This is a genomic window from Acinetobacter sp. DL27 (assembly GCF_055810995.1).
In genome coordinates this window covers 3462898-3481354 of the sequence record NZ_CM147947.1, presented here as the reverse complement: position 1 = coordinate 3481354, position 18457 = coordinate 3462898, and the positions used below count along the sequence as shown (strand labels likewise).

The 18457-nt window shown below is 43.5% G+C and carries 13 protein-coding genes, 2 tRNA genes and 2 rRNA genes; 12 read left to right on the top strand and 5 right to left on the bottom strand.

The features are described from left to right. Window positions 1–363, bottom strand: a complete 363-nt coding sequence (locus tag AC0KVP_RS16740) for a hypothetical protein (RefSeq protein ID WP_176536851.1) — start codon at window positions 361–363, stop codon at window positions 1–3. A gap of 185 nt (window positions 364–548) precedes the next feature. After that, window positions 549–1514 carry a TerC family protein gene (locus tag AC0KVP_RS16735; protein WP_473338062.1) on the bottom strand — a complete coding sequence of 322 codons (966 nt, stop codon included), beginning with the start codon at window positions 1512–1514 and terminating at the stop codon, window positions 549–551. A 398-nt stretch (window positions 1515–1912) separates the two neighbouring features. Here AC0KVP_RS16735 and AC0KVP_RS16730 point away from each other — a divergent pair, with 398 nt between their 5' ends. From AC0KVP_RS16730 to AC0KVP_RS16720, 3 genes are all read left to right on the top strand, one after another. Continuing rightward, window positions 1913–2197, top strand: a complete 285-nt coding sequence (locus AC0KVP_RS16730; protein WP_062031177.1) for a GNAT family N-acetyltransferase — start codon at window positions 1913–1915, stop codon at window positions 2195–2197. Between the two features lie 39 nt (window positions 2198–2236). After that, on the top strand, window positions 2237–2521 hold the full coding sequence (locus AC0KVP_RS16725) for a GNAT family N-acetyltransferase (RefSeq protein WP_473338060.1): 285 nt from the start codon (window positions 2237–2239) through the stop codon (window positions 2519–2521). 85 nt (window positions 2522–2606) lie between these two features. Next, on the top strand, window positions 2607–2990 hold the full coding sequence (locus AC0KVP_RS16720) for a hypothetical protein (RefSeq protein WP_473338059.1): 384 nt from the start codon (window positions 2607–2609) through the stop codon (window positions 2988–2990). Window positions 2991–3050: 60 nt separating this feature from the next. Here AC0KVP_RS16720 and mpl read toward each other — a convergent pair whose 3' ends face one another. Then, window positions 3051–4418, bottom strand: coding sequence for a UDP-N-acetylmuramate:L-alanyl-gamma-D-glutamyl-meso-diaminopimelate ligase (mpl, locus tag AC0KVP_RS16715; protein ID WP_473338057.1), 1368 nt, complete (start codon window positions 4416–4418; stop codon window positions 3051–3053). A gap of 255 nt (window positions 4419–4673) precedes the next feature. On the opposite strand from mpl, the gene AC0KVP_RS16710 reads away from it, so the two are divergent. Further along, window positions 4674–5012, top strand: a complete 339-nt coding sequence (locus AC0KVP_RS16710; RefSeq protein ID WP_234963278.1) for a DMT family protein — start codon at window positions 4674–4676, stop codon at window positions 5010–5012. A 25-nt stretch (window positions 5013–5037) separates the two neighbouring features. Here the strand turns inward: AC0KVP_RS16710 and AC0KVP_RS16705 are convergent, their stop codons facing one another. Then, on the bottom strand, window positions 5038–5487 hold the full coding sequence (locus AC0KVP_RS16705; RefSeq protein ID WP_062031194.1) for a hypothetical protein: 450 nt from the start codon (window positions 5485–5487) through the stop codon (window positions 5038–5040). 212 nt (window positions 5488–5699) lie between these two features. On the opposite strand from AC0KVP_RS16705, the gene purE reads away from it, so the two are divergent. The 3 genes from purE (at window position 5700) to AC0KVP_RS16690 (ending at window position 9423) form a co-directional block, all read left to right on the top strand. Beyond that, on the top strand, window positions 5700–6212 hold the full coding sequence (gene purE, locus AC0KVP_RS16700) for a 5-(carboxyamino)imidazole ribonucleotide mutase (protein WP_473338054.1): 513 nt from the start codon (window positions 5700–5702) through the stop codon (window positions 6210–6212). A 15-nt stretch (window positions 6213–6227) separates the two neighbouring features. Next, on the top strand, window positions 6228–7349 hold the full coding sequence (locus tag AC0KVP_RS16695) for a 5-(carboxyamino)imidazole ribonucleotide synthase (protein ID WP_005401789.1): 1122 nt from the start codon (window positions 6228–6230) through the stop codon (window positions 7347–7349). Between the two features lie 790 nt (window positions 7350–8139). Then, window positions 8140–9423, top strand: a complete 1284-nt coding sequence (locus AC0KVP_RS16690) for a lytic murein transglycosylase (protein WP_473338052.1) — start codon at window positions 8140–8142, stop codon at window positions 9421–9423. A gap of 111 nt (window positions 9424–9534) precedes the next feature. On the opposite strand, the gene AC0KVP_RS16685 is transcribed toward AC0KVP_RS16690, so the two are convergent. After that, window positions 9535–10662, bottom strand: a complete 1128-nt coding sequence (locus AC0KVP_RS16685; protein WP_126039055.1) for an anhydro-N-acetylmuramic acid kinase — start codon at window positions 10660–10662, stop codon at window positions 9535–9537. 63 nt (window positions 10663–10725) lie between these two features. Here AC0KVP_RS16685 and tyrS point away from each other — a divergent pair, with 63 nt between their 5' ends. The 5 genes from tyrS to AC0KVP_RS16660 all read left to right on the top strand — a co-directional run bounded on the left by tyrS (window position 10726) and on the right by AC0KVP_RS16660 (window position 18290). Beyond that, window positions 10726–11958, top strand: coding sequence for a tyrosine--tRNA ligase (gene tyrS, locus AC0KVP_RS16680; RefSeq protein WP_473338051.1), 1233 nt, complete (start codon window positions 10726–10728; stop codon window positions 11956–11958). Between the two features lie 1280 nt (window positions 11959–13238). Continuing rightward, window positions 13239–14776 (top strand): 16S ribosomal RNA (locus tag AC0KVP_RS16675). A 61-nt stretch (window positions 14777–14837) separates the two neighbouring features. Then, window positions 14838–14914, top strand: a tRNA-Ile gene (locus AC0KVP_RS16670). A 68-nt stretch (window positions 14915–14982) separates the two neighbouring features. Then, window positions 14983–15058, top strand: a tRNA-Ala gene (locus AC0KVP_RS16665). 338 nt (window positions 15059–15396) lie between these two features. After that, window positions 15397–18290, top strand: a 23S ribosomal RNA gene (locus AC0KVP_RS16660). Together the 16S and 23S rRNA genes with 2 tRNA genes alongside form the textbook arrangement of a ribosomal RNA operon. The last annotated feature ends 167 nt before the right edge of the window (window positions 18291–18457 follow it).

The window sequence follows — 18457 nt, the reverse complement described above, 5'->3', positions numbered from 1 at the left end:
TTAACCTCCGAATGAGCCCCCGCCACGGCCGAAGCCTCCACGAATGGGTTGGGATTTGGCATGGCTAAAAACGTGAGTCGAGATTCTGGGGGTGCCCATCGAATGACGTCCGCGAGCTTTCAAGACTTTGCCCATGTAACGGACTTTACGGTTGTTTTTATAATATTGTGGGCCGATATAAACCCCAGTAGAGCCACTATAGCTCGATTCACTATTTTCGTTAGCAGGTTCGCACAGTTCAAAATGCCAGTCTTGGTAGCAGTTGTATTGGTTATTGTAAACATCCTGTTGTAGGGTTTTAGAACCGCTACATGCCGTGAGTAAAACGGGCACTACAACAAGAGTTAATTTTTTGGTACGCATGGATGAGCAACCTTCAGGTTCTTTTATTTTTACAGGTAAAACCAAGGGTTTTAAGCCCGCTTATCATAGGGAGCTGTTTGCATAAAGTACAGTACATTTGCACAGAAAATCATAGGATTAAGTCTTGTACAATTTAAGATTTAGCCATCAAAAAAGCCTTCACAGAGGAAGGCTTTTTTAAAACATTAGAGGGTGGTTTGATGATGTTTCTTACTGTATCGAATCGACAAGATCGCAGTAATGGTCAGCACCAACACAATAAAGCCCAGTGAAATCCAAATTGGCATGTGGAACACATCCAGCATGAGCATCTTAAAGCCGATGAATACCAAGATAATACCTAAACCATACGGGAGGTAATGCATCTTGGTTGCTGTACCAGACAACAAGAAGAACATCGCACGTAGACCCAAAATCGCCATTAAGTTTGCTGTTAACACAATAAACGGATCAGAGGTCACCGCGAAAATTGCAGGAATGGAATCCACCGCGAAAATCACATCCGACGCTTCAACTAGAATTAACACCAAGAATAGCGGCGTTGCCCATAGCATCCCGTTTTGACGGACAAAGAACTTGTTGCCATGCATTTGCGGGGTAATCCGCATATGTTTACGCAGCCATTTTAAGATCGCCATATCTTCGATATTGGTTTCTTCTTCGTTTTGCCCTTTGAAGAATTTGAAACCCGTATACACCAAGAACGCACCGAAGATATATAGAATCCATGAGAACTCTTGCACGAACCACGCGCCAATAAAAATAAAGATGGTACGTAGAATAATCGCGCCCAATACACCATACAGCAGTAATTGGCGTTGTAGTGCTGGTGGAATGGCAAAAGCAGCAAAGATCATTAGCCAGACAAAGACGTTGTCGACGGCTAAAGATTTTTCAAGTAAATAACCTGCGAAATACTCCATGACCTTGGTGTTGGCCACAGTGACACCTGCAGTTTGTTGTAAATAAAGCCAAAGACCTGCACCAAAGAGTGATGCGACGGAAACCCACGCAACACTCCATAACGCGGCTGTTTTGATTTTAACTTCTTGGCCTTCTTTTTGTTTAAAGCCTAAAAAGTCGATCAGTAGCATCACGGTAACAATGCCGAAAAAAGCAAGGTATAGCCATAAATTGCCGATAGATTCCATGAAATCCTCCACATCCAGCAATCGGCCACAAAAAAACCTTGACCTGCTGCCAGATGAAATAAAACATCTGTGACAACATGATCAAGGTCTTGCCTACATTTTAGCGTATGTATTTTGTGCGCTAAAATGCTCAGATACCGACTTTTTGCAAAGTGTAATGACGATAATCTGACACGTGAAAGTTATGCATGGTATTGATTTTTCACGTTTGGAGGAGGCTACTCCCCTTGTTCAACATAAATTGGGTTTTGGATTTGATCCAAAAGTGAGCTAAGCATCGCATATTTTTATGGTTTGAGCAAATATTAAAGAAAATTGTAGATGAAATATAAATGAGACAAAGTTTTGCTTCAATTTGTGGCAAGCTAAAAAAAACAGTAAATCAAAGAGGAATAATAATGAAAATTCAACATCAAGAAACAGGTAGTAAAGGCGAAGTTTTTGTTGAGCAAGAAAACGAGCGTGTGGCGGAAATGACTTATAGTTGGGCTGGGGATGATAAATTTATTATTGATCACACTTGGGTCAGTGAGTTGCTCCGTGGGCAACATGTGGGGCGTCAGTTATTGGATGTTTTGGTTAACTTTGCCCGTGATAAGGGCGTGAAAATTTTACCCTTGTGCCCTTTTTCCAAATCGGTATTCGACAAAGATCCATCTATTCATGACGTTTTATTCCACTAAGATAGAGAACGATAAATCAATCCATTCAACGAGTATGCTATGCAATTTCAACATGTAGATCGTGATCAAAAAGGTGAGTTTTTTTTAAATAATACAGAAGGTCGGCGCATTGCTGAAATTAGCTATCTTTGGCGGGACGAGACAACCATTGATGCCAACCATACTTGGGTCGATGATTCACTGCGGGGTCAAGGTGTGGCGCGTTTGCTGTTGGATACTCTGGTTGATTTTTCACGTGAGAAAAACCTGAAGATTATCCCGACCTGCTCTTATGTCGATGTGATGTTTCGCCGTGAGAAAAGTTTTGAGGATGTTGCGGCTTAATTGTTCGCCATTCATCGCAATTCTAAATGTTAAGCTAAAATGAGATCGATATAGCTGCCATTGCAGTTCTAATTTGGATTTTGCAATGCTGAACATGATGGAATTAAAGTATATGAAGACGCTTTTATCTATTGCCCTATTCTGTTCAGTTTCCCCTTTATTGCATGCTGAAGATTGTGCAAAACTTGAGGAAAAGGCAGAACAAAAAGAAGTTCAGATCATTCCACGTTGGGGCATGAAAGTGATTGCTCCAACCAGAGTGTATTTTTATTCAGCACCGAGCAATGCTTGTAAAATCAAAGATCTGTTTATGATTAAAAATGATCATATCACTGCTTATAGCACCTATGATGATGGCCAAGAACAGTGGGTTTCGATCATGTATTTTAGTAAACGCTTGGGAGACACGGTTCAAGGTTGGTCAAAACTAAAAGACTTTGAATATACGGGTACGATGTCTGGTTTTTAATTGGATACGCTTGTAAAAAAACCCGCCATATGCGGGTTTTTTCGTCTAAGTGAGAACAACTTATTCTGCGTTTAAGGCACTGATCAATTTTTGGTGTAAGCCACCAAAGCCACCATTGGACATGATCACAACCGCATCGCCCTCGCCTGCTTCACTGACGATGGTATGGATAATGTCATCTAATGTACGTGCAACTACGGCCTTGTTGGGTGCAGCCGCAATGACAGGTTGTAAGTCCCAGTCTAAACCTTCTGGTTGATACCAAATCACTTCATCCGCCAAACGCGCAGAGTGCGCAAGTCCATCTTTATGGCTTCCCATGCGCATGGTATTTGAACGAGGTTCAATAATCGCCCACAACTTACGCTCGCCTAAACGCTTACGTGCGCCTTCCAGCGTCGTATCTATTGCGGTTGGGTGATGGGCAAAGTCATCATACACTTCAACGCCACGTACTGTGCCTAAAAGCTCCATACGGCGCTTCACGCCGCCAAAGTTAGACAGTGCTTCGCACGCTGTTTCAATGCTCACGCCGACGTGTTCAGCCGCAGCGATAGTCGCCAAAGCATTGGCTACGCTGTGCTGCCCTGTCATGTTCCATTGCACCGTGCCTTTCACCACGCCGTGTTGGAGCACTTTAAAGTGTGAACCATCAGCACTTAGTTGTTCGGCATACAATTCAGACTTGTCGTGGGCCTCTAAAGAGGTACGAACCACGGGTGTCCAACAGCCCTGCTCTAAAACTTCATCAATATTGCTTTCAGTAATCGGAGCAATGATACGACCCTCACTTGGAATGGTACGAACCAAGTGGTGGAATTGTTTTTGAATCGCTGCTAGATCATCAAAAATGTCGGCATGGTCAAATTCGAGGTTATTTAAAATGGCTGTTTTTGGGTGGTAATGCACGAACTTCGAACGTTTGTCGAAAAAGGCAGAATCATATTCATCGGCTTCGACACAGAAGTATTTGCCAGCACCTAAACGTGCACTTTCAGAAAAACCTAAAGGTACACCGCCTATCAGGAAACCTGGCTCTAAACCTGCCTGATCCAAGACCCAAGCCAACATGGTGGTGGTGGTGGTTTTACCGTGGGTCCCTGCTACACCAAGTACGTGTTTGCCTTGGAGCACATGATCGGCCAAAAATTGTGGGCCTGAAATATACGGTAAGCCTTCATTGAGCATGTATTCAACGGCATCAATCCCACGTTTCATCGCATTGCCGACGATGACCAAATCAGGATGAGGTTGTAAATGACTGTGGTCATAACCTTGCATTAAGGTAATGCCTGCATTTTCGAGTTGGGTCGACATGGGAGGATAAACGTTTAGATCCGAACCCGTCACTGTGTGGCCAAGATCACGTGCTAAAAGCGCTAAAGACCCCATAAAGGTGCCACAAATACCCAAAATATGCAGATGCATTCCGCCTCACTCCACTGCTTTTATAGACACATCACGTATTGTTGGTGCTGTTGTCGTGATTAATTCGATGTGAAAGCAACCATAGCAAGGCGCTTAGCGAAAAGATAGTGATTCTTGTATCTAATCGTTTAATTATTCTGCGGCTTGAACAACGCTTTTATTTTGTAAAAAAGCTGGCTGAAAAGTGCAATATTTGCTGAATTTCCTCGCAAAAAACGTAGAATAAAATGCTCCTAAATTTGGCGATCTTGCTTCATGTCCCTGCCCTTTATTTTATTGATTATTTCCAATTGCTTTATGACCTTGGCTTGGTATGGTCATCTTAAATTTTTGCATGGTGCGCCGCTTTGGCAAGCCATTTTATTTGGGTGGGCCATTGCGTTACTCGAATACAGTTTTATGATTCCAGCAACGCGATTGTTGGCCAAACACGGGTGGTCTTTGGGTCAAATGAAAATCACACAAGAAGTCGTGACTCTATTGGTCTTTGTCCCATTTATGATTTTTCTTTTTAAACAACCCTTTAAATTGGATTATTTGTGGGCAGGTTTATGCCTTTTTGGTTGTGTTTATTTCGTATTTCGCAGTGCTTAATTGATTTAATACAGCACAGGTCTCATCATTTAAGAGATGCGTGTTTGCAGGCGTTTTTTAGGACTTTACTAAACTCACGGTCTCGTGCAGTGGGATCCTCATAGTCAAAGGCATAATCACTATCACTGGTCAGTACACTCATTTGACCGTCTGCTTCAAAGTTGATGAGTGCATAACCATAGGTTTGGTCATCACAAAACACACGATATTCTGAAATAGAATACATTTTATCTTTGCCATCATCTGCTTTGTAATAGCCTGTCATCATGACCGGTTCACGTTCATCAATGACCGACTTTCCGGTCACTAAAAACTTTTCTTGGATGTAGCCATTACTCTTAATTTGGCCGTTATAGCCTTTTTGTTTCTGTAATAGGCTAAAGTCTTTTTCAAATTGGCTAGTATTGAGTTGAATTAGTTGGGCAAAACTCTGTGAACTTATGGCTAAAGCGAGCAGGATGAAGATCTGTTTCATGTTTAAAGGCTCTGATGAATATTGATTTAATAAAAGTTTTTATAAAATTGAAAAAAATAAAAATATTTTCATAAAAATATTATGGAGTTTTCTCTTTAAAGACAACCGTTAAATTTTATTGAGATGAATTTTCAGTCTATAATACGGGGCTCTTATTAAAGCTTGGCGCTAGTCGAGATTTATCTCTCTTAACTATCTCTGGAAACATTGCAATGAATGCGGCCGCTTCACAAGACACTCCTCTCGTTGGAATTATCATGGGTTCTCAATCAGATTGGGCCACTCTCGAACACACTGCCAATATGCTTAAGCAATTTGGTGTCCCATTTGAAGCGGAAGTTGTGTCTGCGCACCGTACGCCAGATCGTCTTTTTGAATATGCTGAACAAGCACGTGACCGTGGTATCCAAGTGATTATTGCGGGTGCAGGCGGTGCGGCGCATTTACCAGGAATGTGTGCGGCGAAAACTGATTTGCCTGTACTGGGTGTGCCAGTGAAGTCTTCGATTTTAAACGGTGTCGATTCACTGTTATCGATTGTGCAAATGCCAGCAGGTATTGCAGTGGGTACTTTGGCGATTGGTCCAGCAGGCGCAACCAATGCCGCGATTATGGCAGCACAAATTTTAGGTCTAACACGTCCTGAAATTGCAAAAAATGTGGCCGATTTCCGTGCTGCACAAACCGACAAAGTCGCAAGCAACAATATTCCAGGCCAAGCTTAATACGGGGCATTCCTCATGAATAAAACCATCGGTATTTTTGGTGGTGGGCAGCTGGGTCGCATGATGGCGCAAGCGGCTTTGCCACTGAATATTCAATGTACGTTCTTTGATGTGAGTACAGACTGCCCTTCAGCGGCTTTAGGAACAGTGATTTCAAGCAAAACTGAAAATGGTTTACAAGACTTTATTGCCAGTGCAGATGTCTTCAGCCTTGAGTTTGAAAATACACCTTTGTCCGATGTTGATGTTTTGACCAAGCAAAAAGATATGCATCCGCCGCGTCAGGCTTTAGCCATTGCACAGCATCGCTTGTCTGAAAAAGCGTTATTTGATGAGCTTGAGATTCCTGTTGCGCCTTATAAAGCGGTAGATTCCCTAGAAAGTTTAAGCGCTGCGGTTGCTGAGCTGGGTTTACCGATTGTACTGAAGACAGCCACAGGTGGCTATGATGGTAAAGGTCAGTTCGTATTGCGTTCTGAGCAGCAAATTGAACAAGCATGGGCTGAATTAGGCCCTGCTGGTAGTTTAATTGCAGAAAGCTTTGTGACCTTCTCGCGTGAAGTTTCGATCATTGCGGTACGTGGTCAAAATGGCGATGTAAAAACCTGGCCTTTGGCTGAAAACCATCACCATCATGGTATTTTGTCGCACTCGATTGTTCCTGCACCGAATAGTGCGGACTTACAACCCGTTGCACAAGACTACATCACTCGCCTATTGAATCATTTGAATTATGTTGGCGTGTTGACCTTAGAACTGTTTGTCACAGACAAAGGTTTGTATGCCAATGAAATGGCGCCACGTGTGCATAATTCAGGACACTGGTCGATTGAAGGCGCAGTATGCTCTCAGTTTGAAAACCATATTCGTGCAGTTGCAGGCTTACCCTTGGGTTCAACTGAAGTGGTTCGCCCTACGGTCATGATCAATATTATTGGTCAGTATCCACAGTCTGAACAAGTCTTGGCCTTAGAGGGTGTACATCTACATCTTTATAATAAGGAAGAACGTGAAGGTCGTAAGATTGGTCACCTGACTTTAATGCCGAATGATACCGCTCAACTCACGATGCTATGTCGCCAGTTGGCTAAAATTTTACCGAATCCATTGGCACTGAGCGAAGATATGACCATCTAAAGCTTCAGTTGTTGGTAAAAAAGGCGATCACAAGTGTGGTCGCTTTTTTATTTGGATTCATTCAGGCATGATTGCGCCTCTTTGAAAAAAGTGACCGTTAATCGGATCAAATTTAAAATAAATTGCATGTTTTTTATCCGTTTAAATAAAATTAGCGCATAGAAAAATAAACTGAAAGCAAAATAAAGCGAGTTTTGTACAGAGATGCACGTTTTAAAACAGAGCCCACAATTGAATGTGACACTGATTTTCACCTAAAAAAGCTGAAACAGCAGAAATCTCGGTTAACTTGAGTTTGTGGATATCTTTGTAAGCGTGTTTTGAATTTAAAAATAGAAGTAAAATTTTGAATTCAGAAGTGGGTTTTAAATTTAAATCGAGTGTTTAAATTTAAAGTGAATTTAAAAATTTTAATGTTGTTTGAATTTAAATTCAAAACAATAAATTTAAAGTCTGTAAGATGAATTTAAAGTTTTGAATTTAAAAGTATTGAGCTTTAGTTTTGATGGTTTATTTCCTTTAAATTGTTGATTAGTAATGTTAAATAAAATTTATGGATAAATGAATTTAAAACAAGATGATTGAATTTAAAGTATATGCTGAGTCAGAGATTGTTTTTGAATTCAAAAGTTGAGATATAGAGTGCTGTGGATAAGTGGTTTTAAATTTAAAAGATGGTTTTGAATTTAAACCAGAATGAATATTCATTTACGTTTTGATTCAGAAAAGTGAAATCGAAAGTGTTAAGGTAAAAAGCATAATTTAGAGATAAAGAATGATTAGGGATTTTATGCACCGTTTTGCTTTTCTTTTAGGTTCATTTTTTTTAGCGGCGACTCAGGCGAATGCTGAGCTCATTATTAATGGTCAAAAAGTTACAGGCAGTTCAAATGTCGCAACTTCCGATTATAGTCCTCAGAATTCATTTCAAAGCTGTATTGCCAATTTAAAAAGCCAAGCGATGGCGAATGGTGTGTCTGCGTCCACTTATGATCGCTACACGCAAAATTTAGCGCCTGATTATTCTGTGATTGAAAAATTAAATTACCAACCTGAATTTTCCACGCCGATTTGGGATTATTTGTCAGGATTGGTGGATGATGAGCGTGTTGCTGTGGGTCAGCAAAAATTGGCGAAGCATCGTGAAGTGTTGAATCGTGTTGCGGCAGTGTATGGTGTGCCTGCGGAGACCGTGGTTGCCGTGTGGGGCGTGGAAAGTAATTTTGGCGATATTTCAGGTAAATATCCATTATTACAAGCGCTAGGCACATTGAGCTGTGAAGGGCGCCGTCAAAGCTATTTCCGTGGAGAGTTTTTTGCCGCGATGCGCATTTTACAGCGTGGCGATTTAACTGAATCACAACTGAAAGGCTCGTGGGCAGGTGCGTTTGGCCATACCCAGTTTATGCCATCGACGTATGAAGAGTTAGCCGTTGATTTTGATGGCGATGGACGCCGTGATTTGGTGTCGAGTACCACAGATGCTTTGGCATCAACAGCCAATTTCCTCAAAAAACGCGGTTGGCAAACTGGGCAACCTTGGGGATTTGAAGTGAAAAATCCGCAAGCGATCTCTCTGAGTGGTGAAAGTCGTCGCAATAAGAAGTCCTTATCTTACTGGATGCAAAATGGTGTGGTACGCGCAGATGGCTCAGCGTTAATTCAAGGTAATTTATCCTCTAGCTCGCAAGCGGGGCTGATGGCACCCGCTGGTGAAAATGGTCCACTGTTTTTAGTGTTTAAAAACTTTGATGCAATCTATAGTTATAACGCAGCAGAAAGTTATGCATTGGCGATTGCGCATTTGTCAGACCGCTTACAAGGGCAAGGCGGGTTTAGTACAACTTGGCCAACCGATGATGCAGGCACTTCACGTTCTGAACGTCGTGAAATTCAGCAGTTTTTACTGAATCGTGGCTATGATATTGGCGCGGTAGATGGTTTGATTGGTGATAAAACTCGTCAAGCCATTCGACAGGAGCAAATCCGTTTAGGTTTAAGTTCGACGGGACGAGCGGGACAGCAAATTTTAAAAGCCTTTCGTCAGGAAAATGCCAAGTTGATGATGCGTTAACATTAACAGCAAAAAATCGCTGAGATAGATAAAAAGCCAGTCGGTTATTCACCTGACTGGCTTTTTTGATTTGCACTGGTTGCGACTAAAAGGTCAGAAGCACTGTGATGTTTAAACCGCGGTAATCGTTCCGAGAATACGGTTACCTTGTGCCCCTGTCACTGTCGGTAAGTTGCCACTGAGTTGCTGGATAAAGCGCATAGCCAACCAAGCAAAGGCGGTTGCTTCTACCCACGTTGGGGCTAAGCCAATGGCGGAGGTGGTTTGTACAGACCAATTATGTTTACGTAAGCGCCAGCGTAATTGTTCTAAAAGATGCGAGTTATACGCACCACCGCCGCAGACGTAGACTTCACCAGTATCCATATCGGAGCGATAAATGGCTTTTTTAATGGCGCGCGTGGTGAGCTTCATTAATGTGGCTTGAACATTTTCTGGACTATCTTCAAGCTCGTCATATTCAAGGTCATTGCGCCAGTCGGCAATTTGTTCATCTAACCATTCGAGGTTAAAGTCTTCACGGCCAGTGCTTTTCGGTGGTTCTTTAGAAAAATACTCATGGGATTGGAGCCGATCAAGCAAGCTACGAATTGGATGGCCATAAGCTGCCCAATTGCCATTTTCATCGTAGGGCTGTCCAGTAAAGCGTTCACACCAAGCGTCCATTAAAATGTTGGCTGGGCCTGTATCAAAACCGTAGACCTGATCAGGTTGGCCTGCGGGTAACATACTGACATTGGCAATGCCGCCTAGGTTTAAGATGACGCGATGAATACTCTCATGTTGGAACATATCTTGGTGAAAAGCAGGAACCAGCGGGGCACCTTGGCCACCTGCGGCCATATCACGACGTCGAAAATCTGAAATCACAGGAATTTGGGTGATTTCAGTGATGATGTTTGGGTCACCAATTTGCAGGGTAAAACCGTGCTCTGGGCGATGGCGAATGGTTTGTCCATGTGAGCCAATCGCTTTGATTTGACTACGATCTAAATGACTTTGTTCAATCAGTTGATTGATGCCTTCGCCAATCATCTTTGCTAAAGCCACATCTGCCTTACCCATACGGTCGATTTCGTTGTCACCGGGCAAAGTGAGTGCCATCAGTTCATCGCGTAAATCTGGGTCGAAAGAAAGAGTGAGGGTGGCGTGAAGCTGCAATGGATCAAAAGAAGCAGCAACAATATCAACACCATCCATGCTGGTGCCAGTCATTACCCCAATATAGATCGCTGTCATGATTATTCTAAAGCCTGCAATGTGCTGAAAAAGTGTTAGTATATCGCACAAATTGAATAACTGATGTGTTTGGGTTTTGTGATGTCAAATTTCCTGCCGGCTGAAGAACAACTTGCTCTCATTCAACGAGGCACGCATGAAATTATTTCTGAAGAAGATCTTCTGAAGAAATTAAAAGAAAATCGTCCTTTAAAAATTAAAGCGGGCTTTGACCCGACTGCGCCTGACTTGCACTTGGGGCATACGGTTTTAATTAATAAACTGAAAACTTTCCAAGACTTGGGTCATGACGTGACCTTCTTGATTGGGGACTATACCGCGATGATCGGTGACCCGACTGGAAAAAGTGCAACACGCCCACCATTGTCGCGTGAGCAAGTGCTTGAAAATGCAAAAACTTATCAAGAACAGGTGTTTAAAATTCTTGATCCGAACAAAACTAAAGTGCGTTTTAACTCAGAATGGTTTGCCGAAAAAACGGCTGCTGACCTGATTCAGTTGGCATCACAGCAAACGGTTGCACGTATGCTTGAGCGTGATGATTTCACCAAGCGTTATAACAACCATCAACCAATCGCAATTCATGAATTTTTATATCCATTGGTTCAAGGTTATGACTCGATTGCCCTTGAGGCGGATGTTGAGTTGGGTGGCACAGACCAAACCTTTAACTTATTGATGGGGCGTACACTTCAGGGTCGTTATGACCAAGAAGCGCAAGTCTGCATTACAGTGCCAATCCTTGAAGGTTTAGACGGTGTGAACAAAATGTCTAAGTCTTTGGGTAACTATATTGGGGTATTTGATGCACCAGGGGCAATGTATCAAAAAGTCCTTTCGATGCCAGATGCATTAATTGAACGCTATTTCGATTTACTCAGCTTTAAATCTGTTGAAGACATTAAAGTCCTGCTAAAAGAAATTGCTGAAGGGCGTAATCCACAAGAAGTGAAGAAAATTCTAGCCCTTGAGTTGGTAGAGCGTTTCCATGGTGCAGAAGCGGCAGAAAATGCACATAAAGGTGCAGGCAACCTGATTACTGAGGGTGAACTACCCGAAGGAACACCTGAAGTGACAATTTCACGTGCAGAATTTGGTGGCGAGTTGTTTATTGCAACAATTCTTCGCGTAGCGGGCTTAAACCCAAATGCTGCAGCGGCAAAAGATGCCGTGGGTCGTGGTGCGGTAAAAGTCGATTGGAACGTGGTTGATATGAGCTTCTCTGTTAAAGAAAATGCCACTTTAATTATCCAGTCGGGTAAAAAAGCCATTGCGAAAGTCACTTTTACAGACTAAGTCAGTGCATATATATGCTTTAAGTTATTGATATAAAAGCAGGCTTCGGCCTGCTTTTTATTTTTTAATCTTTATAAAAAAATCAAATAAGTAAATTCAAAAAAAACCTTATAAAAACAATGCTTAATTTTTTCCAAAAATATTGCAATTTAAAATGAGTGTGTATAAGATTTCAACGTCTAGTTGATGTTTTTAACATCGCTAGAAGGGCCAATAAGAATAACTCTCCACAGTTTTCAAGTCTCTTCCCCAAGGGACTTTTTTTAAGATAACTATAATAATGACATCTATGGATCAGATAACGATCTAACTCCGAGGAAGAGGTTTTGGGAGAGATCTCTTCCTTTTTTATTGGCAAAAATTTAGTTTTTAAAATCAGTTTCTCGCAGACAAATAACGAGTTGTCATAAAAGTTAGGTGCAACAGACTTTTCAATAAAGATGGTCATTACCTTACAGGTATATAGCACAGCGTTTTCTACTTATATTCAGATGCTTCTTATCATCAAGCTTTATCGTGGCTGTTATTTCAGCTCTGTCTTGAATTATCTTGACCCTGGTATAGATAGAAAAGGGCTTTGCTATTACGCGAATGAAATAAAAACAGACTAAGCATTCCATTCTTACTAAATCTTAGGTGTTTTTATAGCGATGCGGCAGTTTTTCAGCTTAGGCGTGTATTAAATATAAAAAAACTACATCTTTAGAAAGATGCTTTATCAAAAATACAAAGACGGAATAAATACTGGGCGATTTTAAGTCTGAAAATTTTGCTAAAAGATCTCTAAGACTCAGCTGAAAGAAAAAATAAATGCTAATGGTTGAACTTTAAGCTTAAAAAGACTTTTAAAGAGTGGAAATGAAAGGCTCATGTTGAAAGAAATAAGAGAAAAAATGATAAATATGATCAAAAAATAGATGAAAAATACGGTTTTTCTTAAGTTTTGTAGAAAAAACCAACGCCCGTTTCAAATAAATGAATTTGGGGGTTGCAAAGATTTCGTAATGGTCTAGAATGCACCCCATACCGACGAGATAGACGGAAACGAACGAAGCACGAAGTGCTGAGTTGTTGAGTATATTGAGTCCAGCTTCTAGCACTGACGAGGTGTTAGAAAGATCATTAAGAGATTATGAAGAACAACTTGTGTGGATTTTTACTGATTGATCGATCGAAAATATTTCATTGATTGATGGTAAGAATTACTCGAAGTTTATTTGAGAAATATTTGTCAGAAAATTGATGAGCCAAGATTTGTAGCCATAAGCTACTAATGATTTTAACTGAAGAGTTTGATCATGGCTCAGATTGAACGCTGGCGGCAGGCTTAACACATGCAAGTCGAGCGGGGAAGGGTAGCTTGCTACCTGACCTAGCGGCGGACGGGTGAGTAATGCTTAGGAATCTGCCTATTAGTGGGGGACAACATTCCGAAAGGAATGCTAATACCGCATACGCCCTACGGGGGAAAGCAGGGGATCTTCGGACCTTGCGCTAATAGATGAGCCTAAGTCAGATTAGCTAGTTGGTGGGGTAAAGGCCTACCAAGGCGACGATCTGTAGCGGGTCTGAGAGGATGATCCGCCACACTGGGACTGAGACACGGCCCAGACTCCTACGGGAGGCAGCAGTGGGGAATATTGGACAATGGGCGCAAGCCTGATCCAGCCATGCCGCGTGTGTGAAGAAGGCCTTTTGGTTGTAAAGCACTTTAAGCGAGGAGGAGGCTACTGAGATTAATACTCTTGGATAGTGGACGTTACTCGCAGAATAAGCACCGGCTAACTCTGTGCCAGCAGCCGCGGTAATACAGAGGGTGCGAGCGTTAATCGGATTTACTGGGCGTAAAGCGTGCGTAGGCGGCTTTTTAAGTCGGATGTGAAATCCCTGAGCTTAACTTAGGAATTGCATTCGATACTGGGAAGCTAGAGTATGGGAGAGGATGGTAGAATTCCAGGTGTAGCGGTGAAATGCGTAGAGATCTGGAGGAATACCGATGGCGAAGGCAGCCATCTGGCCTAATACTGACGCTGAGGTACGAAAGCATGGGGAGCAAACAGGATTAGATACCCTGGTAGTCCATGCCGTAAACGATGTCTACTAGCCGTTGGGGCCTTTGAGGCTTTAGTGGCGCAGCTAACGCGATAAGTAGACCGCCTGGGGAGTACGGTCGCAAGACTAAAACTCAAATGAATTGACGGGGGCCCGCACAAGCGGTGGAGCATGTGGTTTAATTCGATGCAACGCGAAGAACCTTACCTGGTCTTGACATAGTAAGAACTTTCCAGAGATGGATTGGTGCCTTCGGGAACTTACATACAGGTGCTGCATGGCTGTCGTCAGCTCGTGTCGTGAGATGTTGGGTTAAGTCCCGCAACGAGCGCAACCCTTTTCCTTATTTGCCAGCGGGTTAAGCCGGGAACTTTAAGGATACTGCCAGTGACAAACTGGAGGAAGGCGGGGACGACGTCAAGTCATCATGGCCCTTACGACCAGGGCTACACACGTGCTACAATGGTCGGTACAAAGGGTTGCTACCTAGCGATAGGATGCTAATCTCAAAAAGCCGATCGTAGTCCGGATTGGAGTCTGCAACTCGACTCCATGAAGTCGGAATCGCTAGTAATCGCGGATCAGAATGCCGCGGTGAATACGTTCCCGGGCCTTGTACACACCGCCCGTCACACCATGGGAATTTGTTGCACCAGAAGTAGGTAGTCTAACCGCAAGGAGGACGCTTACCACGGTGTGGCCGATGACTGGGGTGAAGTCGTAACAAGGTAGCCGTAGGGGAACCTGCGGCTGGATCACCTCCTTAACGAAAGATTGACGATTGGTAAGAATCCACAACAAGTTGTTCTTCATGACGATGTATCTGAGGGTCTGTAGCTCAGTTGGTTAGAGCACACGCTTGATAAGCGTGGGGTCACAAGTTCAAGTCTTGTCAGACCCACCAAATCTGACTAACAAGCATTGTTAAATGCTGAATACAGAAAACCAGAAACATTGACTTATTGATAAGCTGGGGACTTAGCTTAGTTGGTAGAGCGCCTGCTTTGCACGCAGGAGGTCAGGAGTTCGACTCTCCTAGTCTCCACCATAGATTATAGAACTTAGTAAGTTAAAGCTTATTAACTTCTGTGATTTATCGCAGTTTCCTGACCTGACGAAGGCTGGAAAAATCATTAACAGAATATATTTGAGTTGAAATAATTTGTTCATACTCGTTTTTAAGATCGACATTAACAGTGATTTATTACTGATTGATGAAGATTGAAGAAATGAGTTACTAGCGAAATTAACTGAATCAAGCGTTTTGGTATGTGAATTGAATTGAAGCTGTACAGTGTTTAAGTACACAGAACAACAAACTGTATGATCGAGCAATCGATCTGTCCTAGTACTACTTGTAGGTACTACGACTGTTTGGGGTTGTATAGTCAAGTAATTAAGTGCATGTGGTGGATGCCTTGGCAGTCAGAGGCGATGAAAGACGTAATAGCCTGCGATAAGCTCCGGGGAGGCGGCAAATATCCTGTGATCCGGAGATTTCTGAATGGGGAAACCCACCTGTCATAAGGCAGGTATCGTATGATGAATACATAGTCATACGAGGCGAACGAGGGGAAGTGAAACATCTCAGTACCCTTAGGAAAAGAAATCAATTGAGATTCCCTCAGTAGCGGCGAGCGAACGGGGAAAAGCCCATTAAGTCATATAAGTTCTAGTGGAATGCTCTGGGAAGTGCAACCATAGTGGGTGATAGTCCTGTACACGAAAGGGCTTATATGATGATGTCGAGTAGGGCGGGGCACGTGAAACCTTGTCTGAATATGGGGGGACCATCCTCCAAGGCTAAATACTCCTGACTGACCGATAGTGAACCAGTACCGTGAGGGAAAGGCGAAAAGAACCCCTGTGAGGGGAGTGAAATAGATCCTGAAACCGCATGCATACAAGCAGTGGGAGCCGACTTGTTCGGTGACTGCGTACCTTTTGTATAATGGGTCAGCGACTTACATTCAGTAGCGAGGTTAACCGCATAGGGGAGCCGTAGAGAAATCGAGTCTTAATAGGGCGTTTAGTTGCTGGGTGTAGACCCGAAACCGGGTGATCTATCCATGAGCAGGTTGAAGGTTGGGTAACACTAACTGGAGGACCGAACCCACTGTCGTTGAAAAGCCAGGGGATGACTTGTGGATAGGGGTGAAAGGCTAATCAAACTCGGTGATAGCTGGTTCTCCCCGAAAGCTATTTAGGTAGCGCCTCGGACGAATACCATTGGGGGTAGAGCACTGTTTCGGCTAGGGGGTCATCCCGACTTACCAAACCGATGCAAACTCCGAATACCAATGAGTACTATCCGGGAGACAGACTGCGGGTGCTAACGTCCGTAGTCAAGAGGAAAACAATCCAGACCGCCAGCTAAGGCCCCAAAATTATAGTTAAGTGGGAAACGATGTGGGAAGGCATAGACAGCTAGGAGGTTGGCTTAGAAGCAGCCACCCTTTAAAGAAAGCGTAATAGCTCACTAGTCGAGTCGGCCTGCGCGGAAGATGTAACGGGGCTAAAACTATATGCCGAAGCTGCGGATTTGCAATTTATTGCAAGTGGTAGGGGAGCGTTCTGTAAGCCGATGAAGGTGTATTGAGAAGTATGCTGGAGGTATCAGAAGTGCGAATGCTGACGTGAGTAACGACAATGCGAGTGAAAAACTCGCACGCTGAAAGACCAAGGGTTCCAGTCCAACGTTAATCGGGGCTGGGTGAGTCGACCCCTAAGGCGAGGCCGAGAGGCGTAGTCGATGGGAAATTGGTTAATATTCCAATACTTCTATGTAATGCGATGAGAGGACGGAGAAGGTTAAGTCAGCCTGGCGTTGGTTGTCCAGGTGGAAGGTTGTAGGCATGTATCTTAGGCAAATCCGGGGTACTCTATGCTGAGAACTGATAGCAAGCTGTACTTGTACAGTGAAGTGGCTGATACCATGCTTCCAGGAAAAGTCTCTAAGCTTCAGTTACATAGGAATCGTACCCGAAACCGACACAGGTGGTCAGGTCGAGTAGACCAAAGCGCTTGAGAGAACTCTGCTGAAGGAACTAGGCAAAATGGTACCGTAACTTCGGGAGAAGGTACGCTGCCGACGGTGATAGGATTTACTCCTTGAGCTATTGGCAGCCACAGAAACCAGGCCCCTGCAACTGTTTATTAAAAACATAGCACTCTGCAAACACGAAAGTGGACGTATAGGGTGTGATGCCTGCCCGGTGCTGGAAGGTTAATTGATGGGGTTAGCGTAAGCGAAGCTCTTGATCGAAGCCCCAGTAAACGGCGGCCGTAACTATAACGGTCCTAAGGTAGCGAAATTCCTTGTCGGGTAAGTTCCGACCTGCACGAATGGCATAATGATGGGGGCGCTGTCTCCAGCAGAGACTCAGTGAAATCGAATTCGCCGTGAAGATGCGGTGTACCCGCGGCTAGACGGAAAGACCCCGTGAACCTTTACTGCAGCTTGACATTGAACTTTGATCTTACTTGTGTAGGATAGGTGGGAGGCTTTGAAACCGAGACGCTAGTTTCGGTGGAGCCAATCTTGAAATACCACCCTGGTAATATTGAGGTTCTAACTCTGTCCCGTTATCCGGGACGAGGACCATGTCTGGTGGGTAGTTTGACTGGGGCGGTCTCCTCCTAAAGAGTAACGGAGGAGTACGAAGGTGCGCTCAGCGTGGTCGGAAATCACGCGTAGAGTATAAAGGCAAAAGCGCGCTTAACTGCGAGACCCACAAGTCGAGCAGGTACGAAAGTAGGTCTTAGTGATCCGGTGGTTCTGTATGGAAGGGCCATCGCTCAACGGATAAAAGGTACTCTGGGGATAACAGGCTGATACCGCCCAAGAGTTCATATCGACGGCGGTGTTTGGCACCTCGATGTCGGCTCATCTCATCCTGGGGCTGAAGCAGGTCCCAAGGGTATGGCTGTTCGCCATTTAAAGAGGTACGCGAGCTGGGTTTAGAACGTCGTGAGACAGTTCGGTCCCTATCTACCGTGGGCGTTGGAAATTTGAGAGGATCTGCTCCTAGTACGAGAGGACCAGAGTGGACGAACCTCTGGTGTACCGGTTGTGACGCCAGTCGCATCGCCGGGTAGCTATGTTCGGAAGGGATAACCGCTGAAAGCATCTAAGCGGGAAGCCTACCTCAAGATAAGATTTCCCTAGGACTTTATGTCCTCTAAAGAGCCGTTGAAGACTACGACGTTGATAGGTTGGATGTGGAAGCATAGTGATATGTGAAGCTGACCAATACTAATTGCTCGTGAGGCTTGACTATACAACACCCAAACAGTTGGTGTTGTGGTTCAAATCACTGCAAACAACTTGATTTAGTTATAAAGCTAAGTACAATGTGCAAATTAAATTAACTCAGATATTCTGTTAATAACTCATTTGATGAAAGTTAGGCATACACAATGTGTAAATAAGACCAAACGAATAGTC